This is a genomic window from Streptomyces chattanoogensis, assembly GCF_001294335.1.
Taxonomy (GTDB): Bacteria; Actinomycetota; Actinomycetes; order Streptomycetales; family Streptomycetaceae; genus Streptomyces; species Streptomyces chattanoogensis.
This window is the reverse complement of sequence record NZ_LGKG01000153.1, coordinates 1-17052: the sequence shown is the minus strand read 5'-3', so window position 1 is coordinate 17052 and position 17052 is coordinate 1. Positions and strand designations below refer to the sequence as shown.

The 17052-nt window shown below is 72.1% G+C and carries 14 protein-coding genes; 12 read left to right on the top strand and 2 right to left on the bottom strand.

All coding sequences use genetic code 11. From position 1 onward, the window contains the following. Nucleotides 1-50 precede the first annotated feature (50 nt). The 5 genes from ADL29_RS26770 (at nt 51) to ADL29_RS26750 (ending at nt 7426) form a co-directional block, all read left to right on the top strand. Nucleotides 51-1634: a phytoene desaturase family protein gene (locus ADL29_RS26770; protein WP_053926152.1), complete on the top strand. Its 1584-nt coding sequence runs from the start codon at nt 51-53 to the stop codon at nt 1632-1634. A gap of 106 nt (nt 1635-1740) precedes the next feature. Further along, entirely contained in the window at nt 1741-2850 is a 1110-nt protein-coding gene (locus ADL29_RS26765) for an NAD(P)H-dependent flavin oxidoreductase (RefSeq protein WP_053926151.1), read from the top strand. After that, nucleotides 2847-4448 (top strand): acyl-CoA synthetase, encoded by a 1602-nt coding sequence (locus ADL29_RS26760; protein WP_078971313.1) that lies wholly within the window; start codon nt 2847-2849, stop codon nt 4446-4448. Before ADL29_RS26765 ends, ADL29_RS26760 begins: the two co-directional genes overlap by 4 nt. 403 nt (nt 4449-4851) lie before the next feature. Continuing rightward, entirely contained in the window at nt 4852-6411 is a 1560-nt protein-coding gene (locus ADL29_RS26755) for an acyl-CoA synthetase (protein WP_053926150.1), read from the top strand. 214 nt (nt 6412-6625) lie between these two features. After that, on the top strand, nt 6626-7426 hold the full coding sequence (locus ADL29_RS26750) for a VOC family protein (RefSeq protein ID WP_053926149.1): 801 nt from the start codon (nt 6626-6628) through the stop codon (nt 7424-7426). A gap of 97 nt (nt 7427-7523) precedes the next feature. On the opposite strand, the gene paaK is transcribed toward ADL29_RS26750, so the two are convergent. Continuing rightward, the gene (paaK, locus tag ADL29_RS26745; protein ID WP_245689643.1) at nt 7524-8918 is read right to left on the bottom strand and encodes a phenylacetate--CoA ligase PaaK; all 1395 of its coding nucleotides are present in this window, start codon (nt 8916-8918) and stop codon (nt 7524-7526) included. Between the two features lie 123 nt (nt 8919-9041). On the opposite strand from paaK, the gene ADL29_RS26740 reads away from it, so the two are divergent. After that, nucleotides 9042-9740: an alpha/beta fold hydrolase gene (locus ADL29_RS26740; RefSeq protein WP_053926148.1), complete on the top strand. Its 699-nt coding sequence runs from the start codon at nt 9042-9044 to the stop codon at nt 9738-9740. A 147-nt stretch (nt 9741-9887) separates the two neighbouring features. Next, nucleotides 9888-10541 (top strand): chorismate mutase, encoded by a 654-nt coding sequence (locus ADL29_RS26735; protein WP_425424285.1) that lies wholly within the window; start codon nt 9888-9890, stop codon nt 10539-10541. 157 nt (nt 10542-10698) lie between these two features. On the opposite strand, the gene ADL29_RS26730 is transcribed toward ADL29_RS26735, so the two are convergent. Continuing rightward, nucleotides 10699-12327 (bottom strand): acyl-CoA synthetase, encoded by a 1629-nt coding sequence (locus tag ADL29_RS26730; RefSeq protein ID WP_053926147.1) that lies wholly within the window; start codon nt 12325-12327, stop codon nt 10699-10701. A gap of 131 nt (nt 12328-12458) precedes the next feature. On the opposite strand from ADL29_RS26730, the gene ADL29_RS26725 reads away from it, so the two are divergent. The 5 genes from ADL29_RS26725 (at nt 12459) to ADL29_RS26705 (ending at nt 16957) form a co-directional block, all read left to right on the top strand. After that, complete coding sequence (locus ADL29_RS26725) at nt 12459-13424, top strand: crotonase/enoyl-CoA hydratase family protein (RefSeq protein WP_078971312.1); 966 nt, start codon at nt 12459-12461, stop codon at nt 13422-13424. A gap of 33 nt (nt 13425-13457) precedes the next feature. Next, nucleotides 13458-14399 carry a Zn-ribbon domain-containing OB-fold protein gene (locus tag ADL29_RS26720; protein WP_053926146.1) on the top strand — a complete coding sequence of 314 codons (942 nt, stop codon included), beginning with the start codon at nt 13458-13460 and terminating at the stop codon, nt 14397-14399. Between the two features lie 8 nt (nt 14400-14407). After that, nucleotides 14408-15466: a thiolase domain-containing protein gene (locus tag ADL29_RS26715; RefSeq protein WP_053926190.1), complete on the top strand. Its 1059-nt coding sequence runs from the start codon at nt 14408-14410 to the stop codon at nt 15464-15466. Then, on the top strand, nt 15463-16629 hold the full coding sequence (locus ADL29_RS26710; RefSeq protein WP_053926145.1) for a thiolase domain-containing protein: 1167 nt from the start codon (nt 15463-15465) through the stop codon (nt 16627-16629). The genes ADL29_RS26715 and ADL29_RS26710 overlap by 4 nt, the downstream gene beginning before the upstream one ends. A gap of 88 nt (nt 16630-16717) precedes the next feature. Next, nucleotides 16718-16957 carry a DUF397 domain-containing protein gene (locus tag ADL29_RS26705; RefSeq protein ID WP_053926144.1) on the top strand — a complete coding sequence of 80 codons (240 nt, stop codon included), beginning with the start codon at nt 16718-16720 and terminating at the stop codon, nt 16955-16957. Nucleotides 16958-17052 lie beyond the last annotated feature (95 nt).

The following is a 17052-nucleotide window of genomic DNA, read 5'->3' as shown; positions in this document are numbered from 1 at the left end:
CGCGAGCGCCGCATGCTTCCGCCGGGCCTGACGCCGTGTTACCAAGGGGCATGCCGGAACGGACTTCGTATGACGTGGTCATCGTCGGCGGCGGGCACAACGGGCTGGTCGCCGCCGCCTATCTCGCACGCGCCGGGCGCAGCGTGCTGGTGCTGGAGCGGCTGGACCACACCGGTGGTGCGGCCGTGTCGACCCGGGCGTTCACCGGGGTGGACGCCCGGCTGTCCCGGTACTCCTATCTCGTCAGCCTGCTGCCGCCAGAAATCGTGCGGGACCTCGGCCTGCGCTTCGCGGTCCGCAAACGCACCGTCTCCTCCTACACCCCCGCCGTACGCGACGGCCGCCCCACCGGCCTCCTGGTCGGCGGCGGCGAGGCGCGCACCCGCGCCTCATTCTTCGGACTCACCGGATCGAACAGGGAGTTCACCGCCTGGCAGCGCTTCTACGGCACCACCCACCGCCTCGCCCGACGGGTCTTCCCCACCCTCACCGAACCGCTGCCCACCCGCGCCGCACTCCGCGCCCGTATCGACGACGACGCCACCTGGCACGCCCTCTTCGAGCGCCCCCTGGGGGAGCTGATCGAGGCAACCTTCACCGACGACCTCGTCCGCGGAGTCGTCCTCACCGACGCCCTCATCGGCACCTTCACCACCGCCCACGATCCGGCGCTGCGCCAGAACCGCTGCTTCCTCTACCACGTCATCGGCGGCGGCACCGGCGACTGGGACGTCCCCATCGGCGGCATGGGCGCACTCACCGACGCACTGGCCGACGCCGCCCGCGGCGCCGGGGCGGAGATCATCACCGGCTGTCCGGTCACCGCCCTCGCCACGGACGGCCGTACGGCCGAGGTGTCCTCCCCCCGGGGCACCGTCGGCGCCCGCCGGGTGCTGGTCAACGCCTCACCCCGCGAGCTGGCCCGCCTGCTCGGCGAGGACCCGCCGCCGCCCGCCGAGGGCGCCCAGCTCAAGGTGAACATGCTCCTCACCCGGCTGCCGCGCCTGCGGGACACCCACGTGGACCCCCGCGAGGCCTTCGCCGGCACCTTCCACATCGCCGAGAGCTACGGCCAGTTGGAGACCGCCCACCGGCAGGCCGCGGCCGGAACGCTCCCCGCCGCCCCGCCCTCCGAGATCTACTGCCACTCCCTGACCGACCCCTCCATCCTGGGTGACGAGCTGGTCCGGCAGGGCTACCACACGCTCACCCTCTTCGGCCTGCACACCCCCGCCCGGCTGTTCGCCGCCGACACCCCCGAGAACCCCGCCACCCGCGACCGGCTGCTGGCCGCCACCCTCGAGGAACTCGACACCCACCTGGCCGAACCGCTCGCCGGCTGCCTGGCCCGCGACGCCGACGGCCGCCCGTGCATCGAGGCCCGCAGCCCCCTCGACCTCGACCGGGAACTGGGCCTGCCGGGCGGCAACATCTTCCACCGCGAGCTGGCCTTTCCGTACGCGGACGAGGAGGACGAGCGGGCGGCGGCCACCGCACCCGGCCGCTGGGGCGTCGCCACCGGGCACGCCAATGTGCTGCTGTGCGGGGCGGGCGCGGTGCGCGGCGGGGGAGTGAGCGGGATCCCCGGGCACAATGCGGCGATGGCGGTGCTGGAGGAGGACAGCCGCTCCTGACCGCGCCTTTCCGGGCCGCGCCGGTCCCGGCACACCGGGCACCGTTTTCTGACGAAGCATCAGAAAATCTCTTCCCTCCCACAGCCCGCTGCGGCATCCTGCGCCCATGCAGACGGAGCTGAGCAACACACTGGGTGTCGAGCACGCCGTCTTCGGGTTCACGCCCTTCCCCGCGGTCGCCGCGGCGATCACCCGGGCGGGCGGGTTCGGGGTGCTCGGCGCGGTCCGCTACACCGCGCCGGACGAGCTGGCCCGCGACCTCGACTGGATGCAGGAGCACACCGGGGGGCTGCCGTACGGCCTCGATGTCGTGATGCCCGCCAAAAAGGTGGAAGGCGTCACCGAGGCCGACGTGGAGGCGATGATCCCCGACGGCCACCGGCGGTTCGTCACCGAACTCCTCGACAAATACCAGGTGCCGCGGCTCGCCGAGGGGGAGACGTCCGGCTGGCGGATCACCGGCTGGATGGAGCAGGTCGCCCGCACCCAGCTCGACGTCGCCTTCGACTATCCGATCAAGCTGCTCGCCAACGCCCTCGGCTCGCCGCCGCCCGACATCGTCCGGCGCGCCCACGACCACGGCATCCTCGTCGCCGCGCTGGCCGGCAGCCCCCGCCACGCCCGGCACCACAAGGCGGCCGGTATCGACATCGTCGTCGCCCAGGGGTACGAGGCCGGCGGGCACACCGGCGAGATCGCCACCATGGTCCTCACCCCGGAGGTCGTGGCGGCCGTCGACCCGCTGCCCGTGCTGGCCGCCGGCGGCATCGGCACCGGTGAACAGATAGCCGCCGGGCTGGCCCTCGGCGCGCAGGGCGTCTGGCTCGGCTCCATCTGGCTGACCACCGAGGAGGCCGAGCTGCACTCCCGCCGGCTGACCGCGAAACTGCTCGCCGCGGGTCCCGGCGACACCGTCCGCTCCCGGGCCCTGACCGGCAAGCCCGCCCGTCAGCTGCGCACCGACTGGACCGACGCCTGGGACGACCCCGCCGGCCCCGGCCCGCTGCCCATGCCGCTGCAGGGACTCCTGGTGGCCGAGGCCAACTCCCGTATCCAGCGGCACGAGACCGAGCCGCTGCTCGGCACCCCGGTCGGCCAGATCGTCGGCCGGATGACCAGCGAACGCAGCGTCCAGGCCGTCTTCGACGACCTCACCCGCGGCTTCGAACGGGCCATCGACCGCATCAACCGCATCGCCGGAAGGAGCCAGCAGTGAGCAGCTCGGCAGCGAGCCCAGGGGCGAGCCCGGGAGCGAGCCCGGGAACGAGCGGACCCCCCAACGGCTTCTGGGCGCAGGCCACCGCCGACCCCGGCCGCACCGTCCTGATCGCCCCGGACGGCGAGGAGTGGACCGCGGGCCGCCTGCACGGCGCCGTCAACCAACTGGTCCACGGCCTGCGCGCCGCGGGCCTGGAGCGCGGCGACGCATTCGCCGTCGTCCTGCCCAACGGCGTCGAGTTCCTCACCGCCTACCTGGCCGCATCCCAGGCCGGGTTCTACCTCGTCCCCGTCAACCACCACCTGGTCGGCCCCGAGATCGCCTGGATCGTCGCCGACTCCGGAGCGAAGGTACTGATCGCCCACGAGCGCTACGGCGATGCCGCACGCCGGGCCGCCGACGAGGCGGAACTCCCGGCCGCCCGGCGGTACGCCGTGGGCACGGCCGACGGCTTCCGCCCGTACGCCGAACTCCTCGCCGGCCAACCGGAGTCCGCCCCCTCCGGCCGGACCCTCGGCTGGGTCATGAACTACACCTCGGGCACCACCGGACGCCCCCGCGGCATCCGCCGCCCGCTGCCCGGCAAGCCCCCCGAGGAGACCTACCTCGGCGGTTTCCTCGGCATCTTCGGCATCAAGCCGTTCGACGACAACGTCCACCTCGTCTGCTCACCGCTCTACCACACGGCCGTGCTCCAGTTCGCCGGCGCCTCGCTCCACATAGGCCACCGCATCGTCCTGATGGACAAGTGGACCCCGCAGACCATGCTCGCCCTGATCGACGCTCACCGCTGCACCCACACGCACATGGTCCCCACCCAGTTCCACCGCCTCCTCGCCCTCCCGGAGGAGGTACGGACGTCCTACGACGTCACCTCCATGCGGCACGCCATCCACGGCGCCGCGCCCTGCCCCGACCACATCAAACGCGCCATGATCGACTGGTGGGGCGGCTGCGTGGAGGAGTACTACGCGGCGAGCGAGGGCGGCGGCGCCTTCGCCACCGCCGAGGACTGGCTCAAGAAGCCCGGCACGGTCGGAAAGGCCTGGCCGATCAGCGAACTGGCGGTCTTCGACGACGACGGCAACCGTCTGCCGCCCGGCGAACTGGGCACCGTCTACATGAAGATGACCACCGGCGGCTTCAGCTACCACAAGGACGAGAACAAGACGAAGAAGAACCGCATCGGCGACTTCTTCACCGTCGGCGACCTCGGCTGTCTGGACGAGGACGGCTATCTCTTCCTCCGCGACCGCAAGATCGACATGATCATCTCCGGCGGGGTCAACATCTACCCCGCGGAGATCGAATCCGCCCTGCTCGGCCACCCCGCCGTCGCCGACGCCGCCGCCTTCGGTATCCCGCACGACGACTGGGGCGAGGAGGTCAAGGCCGTCGTCGAACCGGCCGAGGGCCACGCGGCGGGCCCCGCCCTCGCCGACGAGATCCTCGCCCACTGCGCGCGCCACCTGGCGGGCTACAAACGCCCCCGCTCCGTCGACTTCATCGACACCCTGCCCCGCGACCCCAACGGCAAGCTCTACAAACGACGGCTCCGCGACCCGTACTGGACGGGGCGGGAGCGTGCGGTGTAGGCCGTGAGCGGTGGTTGTTCCGTGCGGTCGCGAACCCGCTGCGGGGGTGCCTTCCTGACTCGTCGAGCCCGTCGCGGCGCAGAGGCCCCTTCTGCCTCGCCGGCCCCTTGCCGTGCTGCAAGGCACTCCCCCGGTCGGCCGACCCCCGGGCGTGCTGCAGCTTCCCAGCGGCCCGCTGATCCCCAGGCGTGCCGCAGGGGCCCTCCCGGCCCGCCGACCCCCGCCGCGCCGCAGGGCTCCCCCCTCCAGACCCGCCCACCCCCCGAAGGGGGGTGGGCGGCGGGGAAACAACAACACCGGGGTGGGCGGCGGGGAAACAACCCAGGGGTGCGCCGGGTACGGCCCCCGCGGCTCGCTGTCCACAGCGCTTGACCCGGCACCGGGCGGCCCCGAGGATCGCGCCATGACGCAAGCGCGGAGCAACACGGTGGACTCGGTCCTGCGGCGCAGCGCGCGCCGGGTGCCCGAGCGGACGGCCGTCCGGTACGGGGAGCGGGCGTGGACCTACCGAGAGCTGGACGAGGCGGTGACGGCCGCGGCCCGGGTCCTGCTGGCGGAGGGACTGACCCCGGGCGACCGGGTCGCCTCGTACGGGCACAACTCCGACGCGTACCTGATCGGCTTTCTGGCGTGCGCCCGTGCCGGCCTGGTGCACGTGCCCGTCAACCACGCCCTCACCGGCGACGATCTGCGCTACATCCTGGAGCAGTCGGGCAGCGCGCTGGCCCTCACCGACCCCGCCCTTGCACACCGGCTGCCGGACTCCGTACGCACCATGCCGCTGCACGCCGCGCCCGGCGGGCTGCTGGAACGGCTCGCCGCAGTGACGGAGGCGGCCGCCCCGGACGAGGCGACGAGCGCGGGGGACCCGCCGGCCGCGGCCGGCGACGACACGCTCGTCCAGCTGCTCTACACCTCGGGAACCACCGCCCTCCCCAAGGGCGCGATGATGACCCACCGCGCGCTGGTGCACGAATACACCAGCGCGATCGTCGCCCTGGACCTGCGGGAAAGCGACCGGCCGGTGCACTCCCTGCCCCTCTACCACTCCGCGCAGATGCATGTCTTCCTGCTGCCCTACCTGGCGGTCGGCGCGGAGAACATCATCCTGGACGGGCCCGATCCGGGGCGGATCTTCGACCTGGTCGAAGCGGGCCTGGCGGACAGCCTGTTCGCGCCGCCGACCGTCTGGATCGCCCTGTCGAACCACCCGGACTTCCCGGTCCGTGAACTCGGCGGCCTGCGCAAGGCGTACTACGGCGCCTCGATCATGCCCGTACCGGTCCTGGAGCGGCTGCGCGCCCGGCTGCCCTCCCTCGCCTTCTACAACTGCTTCGGACAGAGCGAGATCGGCCCGCTGGCCACCGTGCTCGGCCCGGACGAACACGAAGGCCGGATGGCATCCTGCGGCCGCCCCGTGCTGTTCGTGGAGGCGCGCGTGGTCGACGAGGCGGGGCAGGAGGTACCGGACGGCAGCAGGGGCGAGGTCGTCTACCGCTCCCCGCAGCTGTGCTCCGGCTACTGGGACAAACCCGAGGAGACCGCCGAGGCCTTCCGGGACGGCTGGTTCCACTCCGGCGATCTCGCCGTACGGGACGCGGAGGGCTATTTCACCGTCGTCGACCGCGTCAAGGACGTCATCAACTCCGGTGGCGTACTCGTCGCTTCCCGCCAGGTGGAGGATGCGCTGTACGAGCATCCGCAGGTCGCCGAGGTCGCGGTCATCGGGCTGCCGGACGAGCGGTGGATCGAGGCGGTGACCGCCGTCGTCGTACGGCGTGCCGCGGCCGACGGCGACGGCGGCCGCAGCGAGGTCGGCGAGCAGGAGCTGATCGACGCCGCCCGCGCCCGCCTCGCGCCGTTCAAGGCGCCCAAGCGGGTGATGTTCGTGGACGCGCTGCCGCGCAACGCCAGCGGCAAGGTCCTCAAGCGGGAGCTGCGGGACCGCTTCGGCACGCCCTGAGGGCCGCGCGGAGGGCGACTGTCAGTGCCTCCTGCCATGCTGAGGGTGAGGGAGAAAGCGGTCGTGGACGCCGTACCCGCGACCGCGACCGACGACCGGCACAGCAGTAGTCACCAGATCACCACCACATCAGCAGACGGCGGATCGGCAGCCGCCGGAGCAGCCGTCAGAGCAGGGATCAGAGCAGGGATCAGAGCGCACTGGAGGAGCAACCATGCTGACGACCCATTACGTTCCGGGCACCCCCAACTGGCTCGACCTCGGGACACCCGACACCGGCGCCGCCGCCGAGTTCTACGCCGCCGTCTTCGGCTGGACCTTCCAGTCGGCGGGCCCCCAGGCCGGCGGCTACGGTTTCTTCCAGCTCGACGGCAAGACCGTCGGCGCGGCCGGCCCGCTGACGGAGGAGGGCGCGAGCTCCGCCTGGACGGCGTACTTCCGGACCTCCGACGCGGACGCCACGGCGAAGGCCGTGCAGCAGGCGGGCGGCTCGGTCCGGGTCCCGCCGATGGATGTCTTCACCGCCGGCCGGCTCGCCGCCTTCACCGACCCGACGGGCGCCGATTTCGCCGTATGGCAACCCGGTGACACCAAGGGCCTGGAGACGGTCATGGAGGCGAACACCCTCTGCTGGACGGAGCTCTACACCACCGATGCGGCCGCCGCGAAGGAGTTCTACACCTCGGTCTTCTCCTGGGAGTACCAGGACATGCCGATGGGCGGCGACCTGGTGTACTCCGTCGTCTCCTCACCCGGGGGCGGGAAGGAGGGGGACGCCGGACAGGGCGGCATCATGCAGCTGCAGGAGGAGAACCTGAAGGCCGGTTCGGCGTCGGAGTGGCACCCGTACTTCGGCGTGACCGACTGCGACGCCACCTTCGCCACGGCCACCTCCCGTGGCGCCTCGGTCCTGATCCCGCCGAGCAACGCTCCGGGCGTCGGCCGCCTGGCCATGCTCAAGGACCCGGCGGGCGCCGTCTTCGCCCTGATCAAGGGGGATCCGAACATGACCTGACCCACCGGCCGCGACGTGAACCGCCCTGGCGCCGGGACACCCCGACGTCCAGGCGGCCCGCCCCGAGCCCGCCCCGAAGGACATGCCCACGGCTGTGCTAGGAACCGCCCCGAGGCCGCGCGTCCACGATGCGCTTGATCTTGCCGACCGACCGCTCCAGCGTCTCCGGATCGACGATCTCGACCGCGACCGAGACCCCGATGCCGTCCTTGACGCCCCGGGCGATCCCCCCGGCGGCCGCCGCCCGTTCCTCGGGAGTCGCATCCGGCCGGGCCTCGGCGCGCACGGTCAGATGGTCCATCCGGCCCTCGCGGGTCAGCCGCAGCTGGAAGTGCGGGGCGACGCCCGGTGTGCGCAGCACGATCTCCTCGACCTGCGCGGGGAAGAGATTGACCCCACGCAGAATGATCATGTCGTCGCTGCGCCCGGTGACCTTCTCCATCCGGCGGAAGGCGGCGCGCGCGGTGCCGGGAAGCAGCCGGGTCAGATCGCGGGTGCGGTAACGGATGACGGGCATGGCCTCCTTGGTGAGCGAGGTGAAGACCAGCTCTCCGTGCGCGCCGTCCGGCAGCACCTCGCCGGTGAACGGATCGACCACCTCCGGATAGAAGTGGTCCTCCCAGATGTGCAGCCCGTCCTTGGTCTCGACGCATTCCTGGGCGACGCCGGGGCCCATGACCTCCGACAGCCCGTAGATGTCCACCGCGTCGATCGCGAACCGTTCCTCGATCTCACGCCGCATCTCCTGTGTCCACGGCTCGGCGCCGAAGATGCCCACCTTGAGCGAGGTGGTCCGGGGGTCGATCCCCTGCCGTTCGAACTCGTCCAGGAGGGTGAGCATGTACGACGGCGTCACCATGATGATCTCGGGGCGGAAGTCCTGGATGATCTGCACCTGCCGGCTGGTCATCCCGCCGGACGCGGGCACGACCGTACAGCCGAGGCGCTCCGCGCCGTAATGGGCGCCGAGGCCGCCGGTGAACAGCCCGTATCCATAGGCGATATGGACCATGTGGCCGGGGCGTCCGCCCGCCGCGTGGATCGAGCGGGCGACGACATCCGCCCAATGGGAGAGGTCGCGCTCGGTGTAGCCGACCACCGTGGGGCGGCCGGTGGTGCCGCTGGAGGCGTGAATGCGGCGTACCTCGCTCTTCGGGACGGCGAACATGCCGAAGGGGTACTGAGCGCGCAGATCGTCCTTCACGGTGAAGGGGAAGCGGGCGAGATCGCCCAGCGAGCGGCAGTCGTCCGGCCGGATCCCGGCGCGGTCGAAGGACTCCCGGTAGAACGGCACATGGTCATAGGCGTGCTGCAACGACGCGCGCAGCCGGGTCAGTTGCAGTGCGCACAGCGCATCCCGCGACAGCCGTTCCGCGGCGTCGAACGTGTCGGCGTCGAACGTGCCGCCCGTCCGGCCCCTGCCGCCCGCACCGCCGGACCCGTCCCTCCGGCCCGTCCCGTTGTCCCCAGCGCCCGTCACCGTTTCCGGCATGGAGAGTCACCGCCTCACTTCTCCCTACCGATCATTCGGTAGTGAATGCGGATCCAAGTAATCAGCGCGCGGCGAACACGTCAAGGGGCGTGCCGCAGAGAGCTCCCGGGTAGCGTCCGGCGCATGAGTGACGTACGGAATGTGCAGGTGGGTGAGGTCCGGCTGGCATACCGGGTGTGGGGTGAGCCGGGCGCGCCCCCGGCGGTACTGCTGCACTGCCTCGGGGAGGACGGCGAGGACTGGCGCGGTGTGGTCGGCCGGCTCGCCGGTACGCACCGCGTGTACGCCCTCGACCAGCGCGGCCACGGCCACAGCGACTGGCCGGGGGAGTACGGCCTCGCGCGCTGGCGGGACGACGCGATCGGGTTCGTCACCGCCCTCGGCCTGGGACGGGTGACCCTCATCGGGCACTCGCTGGGTGCGATGGCGGCCCTGTTGCTGGCCGCGGCCCGCCCGGAGCTGGTGGCCCGGCTGGTCCTCGAGGAAGCCGCGCCACCGCACCCCGCCGACCCGCCCCGCGAAGCGCCCGGGGCGCCGACGGGCCCGCAGTCCTTCGACCGGCGCGCGGAGTCCGCGGTGGCGGCCGAGCGCAATGCCCCCGACCCCCTGTGGTGGGACGCCCTCGAGCAGATCAGCGCACCCACCCTCGTCATCGGCGGCGGCCCCACCAGCCCCGTCCCGCAGCATCACCTCGCCGAGATGGCCGACCGGATCCCCGACGCCCGCCTGGTGACGGTCGAGGGCGGCGGCCATCTCGTCCACGAGGAGCGGCCGGGCGAGTTCCTCGCGGCGGTGACGTCCTTCCTGACGTCGCGTCCGTGATGTGGCGCCGGGCAGGACGGCCGGGCCGAAGCGGTCTCGCCCTGGGGTGCGGCATGGCCATAGGGTGACGTGCCCAGCCCATCCCCGGTCGCCCCGCAGTCGACCCCCCCGGCGCGGGACGGAACCCGGGTGAGAGAAAGGCCGAATGTGCCGCCGACCGGCTTTCTGCGCCGCGCGCTTGTCGCCGGTGCCACCGCGACCCTTGTGTTCACCGGAGCGGGCGGTGCCGCCGCGGCCCCGGCGCACCCGGCAGCGGCCGCCGCGCCCGCCGCCACCGCGCACACCGCCCCCTCCCCGTACGGCACCCACTCCCCGTACGCCCAACTCCGGCCTCTCGCCGCGCTGTCCGCCGAGCGGCTGGCCACCGGCGATCTGGTGGCCGCGGCGAAGTGGGGCACCGGGAGCCCGATCGACGATCCGGCCAGGGAGCAGATGGTGCTGGACTCGGCGGCGGAGCAGGCGCGGCAGTGGGGCGCCGATCCCGAGGCGACGGTGCGGATCTTCCGGGACCAGATCGAGGCGAACAAGGTCGTCCAGCGCGGCCTGTTCCGGAAGTGGCAAGCCGACCCGTCGCAGGCGCCCGCCGAGCGGCCGGACCTCGGCAAGGTGCGGGAGAAGATCAATCGCCTCAACGGCGAACTTGTCCGGGCCGTCGCCGCTTCACCGCGCGCCCGCTCCGCGCCGTACTGCGGTCCGGTGCTGACGGGAGCCGCCGTCCTCGTACGGCAGGAGCGGCACCTGGACGCACTGCACACCGTCGCGCTGGCCCGCGCGCTGCGCTCGGTCTGCGGTGCCGGGTGACCCATGGGGCGTACCCCTAGGGGTTGTTCGAACAGATCCCCTAGGGGACGCGAGCGCCCCTTGCAGGCCACAACGCGACGGGCCTGCGCGGTATTCCCGGCTGCGTGGAGTTCCCGTTCCGCGCGGTATTCCGGCAGCAGTCCCCGTCTCCCCCTCCTCACCCCTCCCGTTCGCCCGTCACCACCGCCTTTGCCCAGCGGTAGTCCGCCTTGCCGCTGGGTGAGCGCTGGATGCGGTCGGTGAAGACCACGGCCCGCGGGATCTTGTATCCGGCGAGCCGGGTACGGCAATGGGCCTGTACGCCGGCCAGGTCCAGCGGGCCGCAGCCGTCGCGGAGTTGCACCACCGCCGCGACCCGGTTTCCCCACCGGCCGTCCGGTACGCCCGCCACCAGCGCGTCGTACACATCCGGATGGGCCTTCAGCGCCTGCTCGACCTCCTCCGGATAGACCTTCTCCCCGCCGGAGTTGATGCACTGCGAACCCCGGCCGAGGACGGTGACGATGCCCTCCGCATCCACGGTCGCCATATCGCCCAGCAGCACCCACCGGTCCCCGTCCGCCTCGAAGAACGTCTCGGCGGTCTTCGCCGGATCGTTGTAGTAGCCCAGGGGGACGTGCCCGCGCAGCGCGAGACGGCCGGGCTCGCCCGCCGGTACCGGCTCATGAGTCACCGGATCCACCACCGCCGTACGGGCGTTGACCCGCAGCCGGAACCCGGCCTCCGGCCCGGAGTCGTCCGTCGCGGTGCCGTTGAACCCCGATTCCGAGGAGCCGAAGTTGTTGAGCAGCATGACGTCCGGGACCAGCGCGCTGAACTGGGCCCGTACGGTCTCGGAGAGGATCGCGCCGGAGCTGCTGACGCTGAAGAGGGACGAGCAGTCGGTGCCCCGGAGCGGACCGCCGAGCGCGTCGACGAGCGGGCGCAGCATCGCATCGCCGACCAGCGACACGCTGGTGACCTTCTCGCGTGCGATGGTCCGCAGCACCTCCTCCGGCACGTACTTGCGATGGATGACGACCTTCTGGCCGAAGTGGAAGGCGATGAACGCGGTGAGGGTGGACGTGCCGTGCATCAGCGGGGGCGTGGGGAAGAAGACGATGCCGTCGCCGCCCGCGGCGACGCGCTCGGCCAGTTCCTGCGGCCGTTTCACCGGCTCGCCGGTCGGGGCCCCGCCGCCCATGCCGGAGAAGAAGATGTCCTCGTGGCGCCACATCACGCCCTTGGGCATCCCCGTGGTGCCGCCGGTGTAGATGACGATCTGGTCGTCGGCGGACCGCGGTCCGAAACCGCGCGCGGGCGAACCGGAGGCCTCGGCGTCCTCGAGCGCGACGGGGGCGATCGCCGGCTCGGGGGCGCCGGCGGGCGGTGTGCCGACCCGGACGAGATGCCGCAGCCCGGGCGCCTGGGGGAGGGCCGCTGCCACCCGCTCGGTGAACTCCGCGTCGAAGACCAGGCCCACCAGGTCCGCATCCCGGTAGAGGTAGACCAGCTCCTCTTCGACATAGCGGTAGTTGACGTTCACCGGGACGGCCCGGATCTTCAGGCAGGCGTAGACGGCCTGGAGGTAGGCGATGCCGTTGTAGAGATGCAGTCCGACGTGCTGGCCGGGGCCGATGCCGTGGTCGTGCAGATGGTGGGCGAGGCGGTTGGCGGCGCGGTCGAGTTCCGCGTACGTCAGACGGCGTTCGGCGCCGGTTCCCGGATGGTCGGCGTACACCAGCGCCTCGCGGTCGGGGACCGTGTCGACGATCGACTCGAAGAGGTCGGCAAGGTTGTACTCCATGTCTCCTCCAGACCGTGCGGCCAGCGGCTCGGTCCGGCCCGCCGGACCGGACCCCGGCGGTCATTAGAGCGCCGGGGAGAGGAGCAGGGAAGGCCCGGAGCCAAGAAATCTGACTGTGTGTCAGAAAAGCCTTGAAGTCGCCGTGCGGCTACTGCAACCTGTTCTACGCCGTGAGACGGGAGGACGGAATGGGCGGGATCGATACGACGGACGAGGCCGGTGGCACAGGCAAGGTTGGTGGCGCAGGCAAGGCCGGTGGCACGGACAGGAGCGCCGGCGCGGACGGTGTCGGCGATACGGGCGGTACGGAACATCTGACGATGACGCGGGTCGGCGCGACGCTGGTGCTCACCCTCAACCGGCCGGAGGCGAAGAACGCGCTCTCGCTGCCGATGCTGGTGGGACTGTACGACGGCTGGGTCGCGGCCGACGAGGACGACGCGGTCCGCTCCATCGTCCTCACCGGCGCCGGCGGCGCCTTCTGCGCCGGGATGGACCTCAAGGCCCTGGCCGGAGACGGCATGGCGGGCGAGCAGTACCGCGAGCGGCTGCGTGCCGACCCCGACCTGCACTGGAAGGCGATGCTGCGGCACCACCGCCCCCGCAAACCGGTGATCGCCGCCGTCGAGGGGCACTGCGTCGCCGGGGGGACGGAGATCCTCCAGGGCACCGATATCCGCGTCGCGGGCGAGGGCGCCACCTTCGGCCTCTACGAGGTGCGGCGCGGACTGTTCCCCATCGGCGGCTCCACCGTCCGCCTCGCCCGCCAGATCCCGCGGACCCACGCCCTGGAGATGCTGCTCACCGGCCGGCCGTACCCGGCACCCGAGGCCGCACGCATCGGCCTGATCGGCCATGTGGTCCCCGACGGCACCGCGCTCGACAAGGCCCTGGAGATCGCGGAGCGGATCAATGCGTGCGGACCGCTCGCCGTCGAGGCCGTCAAGGCATCCGTCCACGAGACCGCGGAGATGACCGAGGCCGACGGACTCCAGGCCGAACTCGCCCGCGGCTGGCCCGTCTTCGACACCGCCGACGCCAAGGAGGGCGCCCGCGCCTTCGCGGAGAAGCGACCGCCCGTCTACAAACGAGCCTGAGCCCCACAGGCCCGGCTTCCCAAGGAGATCGGCATGCCCGAAGTCCTCAAAGCCCCCCTCGCCGTCGAATTCCCCTTCACCCGCTCCCTCGGCCCCGTCCAGAGCGCCTTCCTGACCGGCCTGCGCGAGCGTGTCGTCCTCGGGGTGAAGACCGTCGACAGCCGCACGCTCGTCCCGCCCGTCGAGTACGACCCCGTCACCGCCGAGGAACTCCGCGACCTCGTCGAGGTCGCGCCCACCGGCACGGTCACCACCTGGGCATGGAACCACCACCCCCGCCGCGGCCAGCCCCTCGGCACCCCCTTCGCCTGGGTGCTGGTCCGCCTCGACGGTGCCGACACCGCCCTCCTGCACGCCCTCGACGCCCCCGGCCAGGACGCCGTACACACCGGCATGCGCGTCCGCGTCCGCTGGGCCGAGGAGCGCACCGGCGCCATCACCGACATCGCCTGCTTCGAGCCGTACGACGGCGAACCGGCCCAACGCACCGGCCACACCGGCGAGTTCGAGGACGCGGTCACGGGCATCGTCGCCGCCGCCCGCCTCGACTACACCTACTCGCCGGGCCGCGCCCAGTCCGCCTACCTCCACGCCCTCTCCGGACGGCGCACGGTCGGCGAACGCTGCCCGTCCTGCCGGAAGGTGTACGTCCCGCCCCGAGGCGCCTGCCCCACCTGTGGCGTCGCCACGTCGGAGCAGGTCGAGGTGGGTCCGCGCGGCACGGTCACCACCTTCTGCATCGTCAACATCAAGGCGAAGAACCTCGACATCGAAGTCCCCTACGTCTACGCCCACATCGCCCTCGACGGGGCCGACCTCGCGCTGCACGCCCGTATCGGCGGCATGCCCTACGACCAGGTGCGCATGGGCCTGCGCGTCGAACCGGTGTGGACGGAAGGGGCCCGCTTCCCCGACCACTACCGGCCCACCGGCGAACCCGACGCGGAGTACGACACCTACAAGGAGCTGCTGTGACGCGTGAGATCCGTGAGATCGCGGTCGTCGCCTTCGCCCAGACCGGCCACCGGCGCACCAGCGAGGAGCTCTCCGAGGTCGAAATGCTGATGCCGGTGCTCCACGACGTCCTCGCCCGGACCGGCCTCAAGGCCGGCGACATCGGCTTCACCTGCTCCGGCTCCAGCGACTACCTCGCCGGCCGCGCCTTCTCCTTCACCATGGCCCTGGACGGGGTCGGCGCCTGGCCGCCGATCTCCGAATCCCATGTCGAGACGGACGGCGCCTGGGCGCTGTACGAGGCCTGGGTCAAGCTCCTCACCGGCGAGGCCGAGACCGCCCTGGTCTACGCGTACGGCAAAACCTCGCCCGGTGATGTCCGCGAGGTCCTCACCCGCCAGCTCGACCCGTATTACGTCGCCCCGCTCTGGCCGGACTCCGTCGCGCTCGCCGCCCTCCAGGCCCGGGCACTGATCGACGCGGGCCTCACCGACGAGCGGGAACTGGCCGCCATCGCCGCCCGCAGCCGCACCGCCGCCGCGGCCAACCCGCACGCCCAGCTCCGCGGCGCCACACCCCCCGGGGACCCTCTCGTCGCCCCCCTCCGCACCGGAGACTGCCCGCCCATCGGTGACGGCGCCGCCGCCGTCGTCCTCGCCGCCGGCGACACCGCCCGCCGGCTGTGCGACCGCCCCGCCTGGATCCGCGGCCTCGACCACCGCATCGAGGCCCACAGCCTGGGCGTCCGCGACCTCACCGACTCCCCGTCCACCCGCCTGGCCGCCGAACGCGCCGGAGCCTTCGAACTGCCCGTGGACACGGCCGAGCTGCACGCCCCGTTCACTTCCCAGGAAGTCGTCCTCCGCCGCGCCCTCAAACTCGACCTGCCGGGCGCCGAGGAGGTCCGGATCAACCCCTCCGGCGGCGCCCTGGCCGCCAACCCCGTCATGGCCGCCGGTCTCATCCGCCTGGGCGAGGCCGCCGCCCGTATCCAGCGCGGGGAGTCCGACCGCGCCCTCGCCCACGCCACCTCCGGCCCGTGCCTCCAGCAGAACCTGGTCGCCGTACTCGAAGGAGACGCCCAGTGACCAAAGAGCCCGTGGCCGTCGTAGGCATCGGCCAGACCAAACACGTTGCCGCCCGGCGCGACGTATCGATCGCCGGACTCGTCCGCGAGGCCGCCCGGCGCGCCCTGGACGACGCCCACTTGGCCTGGGCCGACATCGATGCCGTCGTCATCGGCAAGGCCCCCGACTTCTTCGAGGGCGTGATGATGCCGGAGCTCTACCTGGCCGACGCGCTCGGCGCCGTGGGCAAGCCGATGCTGCGCGTCCACACCGCGGGTTCCGTCGGCGGCTCCACCGCCCTCGTCGCCGCCAACCTCGTCGCCGCCCGGGTGCACCGCACGGTCCTCACCCTGGCCTTCGAGAAGCAGTCCGAGTCCAACGCGATGTGGGGGCTGTCCCTGCCGATCCCCTTCCAGCAGCCGCTGCTCGCCGGCGCGGGCGGATTCTTCGCGCCGCACGTCCGCGCGTATATGCGCCGCACCGGAGCCCCCGACACCATCGGCTCCCTCGTCGCCTACAAGGACCGCCGCAACGCCCTCAAGAACCCCTACGCCCACCTGCACGAAGCGGACCTCACCCTGGAAAAGGTCCAGGCGTCCCCCATGCTCTGGGACCCCATCCGCTACTCCGAAACCTGCCCCTCCTCCGACGGCGCCTGCGCGATGGTCCTCACCGACCGCACCGGCGCCGCCCGCGCACCGCACCCGCCCGCCTGGGTGCACGGCGGCGCGATGCGCAGCGAACCCACTCTCTTCGCCGGCAAGGACTTCGTCTCCCCGCAGGCGGGCAAGGACTGCGCCGCCGACGTCTACCACCAGGCCGGGATCACCGACCCCCGCCGCGAGATCGACGCGGTCGAGATGTACGTCCCGTTCTCCTGGTACGAGCCGATGTGGCTGGAGAACCTGGGCTTCGCCGACGAGGGCGAGGGCTGGAAACTCACCGAGTCCGGCCTCACCGAACTGGACGGCGGCCTCCCCGTCAATCCCTCCGGCGGCGTCCTGTCCACCAACCCCATCGGCGCCTCCGGAATGATCCGCTTCGCCGAGGCCGCCCTCCAGGTGCGCGGCCGGGCCGGCGAGCACCAAGTCGACGGCGCACGGCGGGCGTTGGGGCATGCCTACGGCGGCGGCGCCCAGTTCTTCGCCATGTGGCTGGTGGGCGCCGAACCCCCGGCCCGCTAGGCCGCCCCGGGCCCCGGTCGCACCCTGTCCGTCCCCCGGCCCGGTCACTACGCTGACGCCCGGACGACCGACCGGGAGGAGCGGCAACGTGGCCGACAGCATCACCGAGCAGCGGCTGAGGGGCGAGACCGTGCCCGAACTCGATCTGACCCACGCCGAGTGGCAGTCGGGCAGCCAGGGCGTGGGCGACGTCCAGATCGCCTTCGTCGAGGGCTATATCGCGATGCGCAACGGCCGCAGTCCGGAAATCCCGGCGCTGATCTTCACGCCGGTGGAATGGCGGGCGTTCGTCCTGGGGGCGCGGGAGGGGGAGTTCGACCTCACCTAGGCAGTTTCGTTTGGATCAGTCGGTCGTTGGTCTGGGTATGCCGTTAACTGATGTGCAGTGGAGGCGAATCGAGCCGTTGCTCCCCGACCGGACGC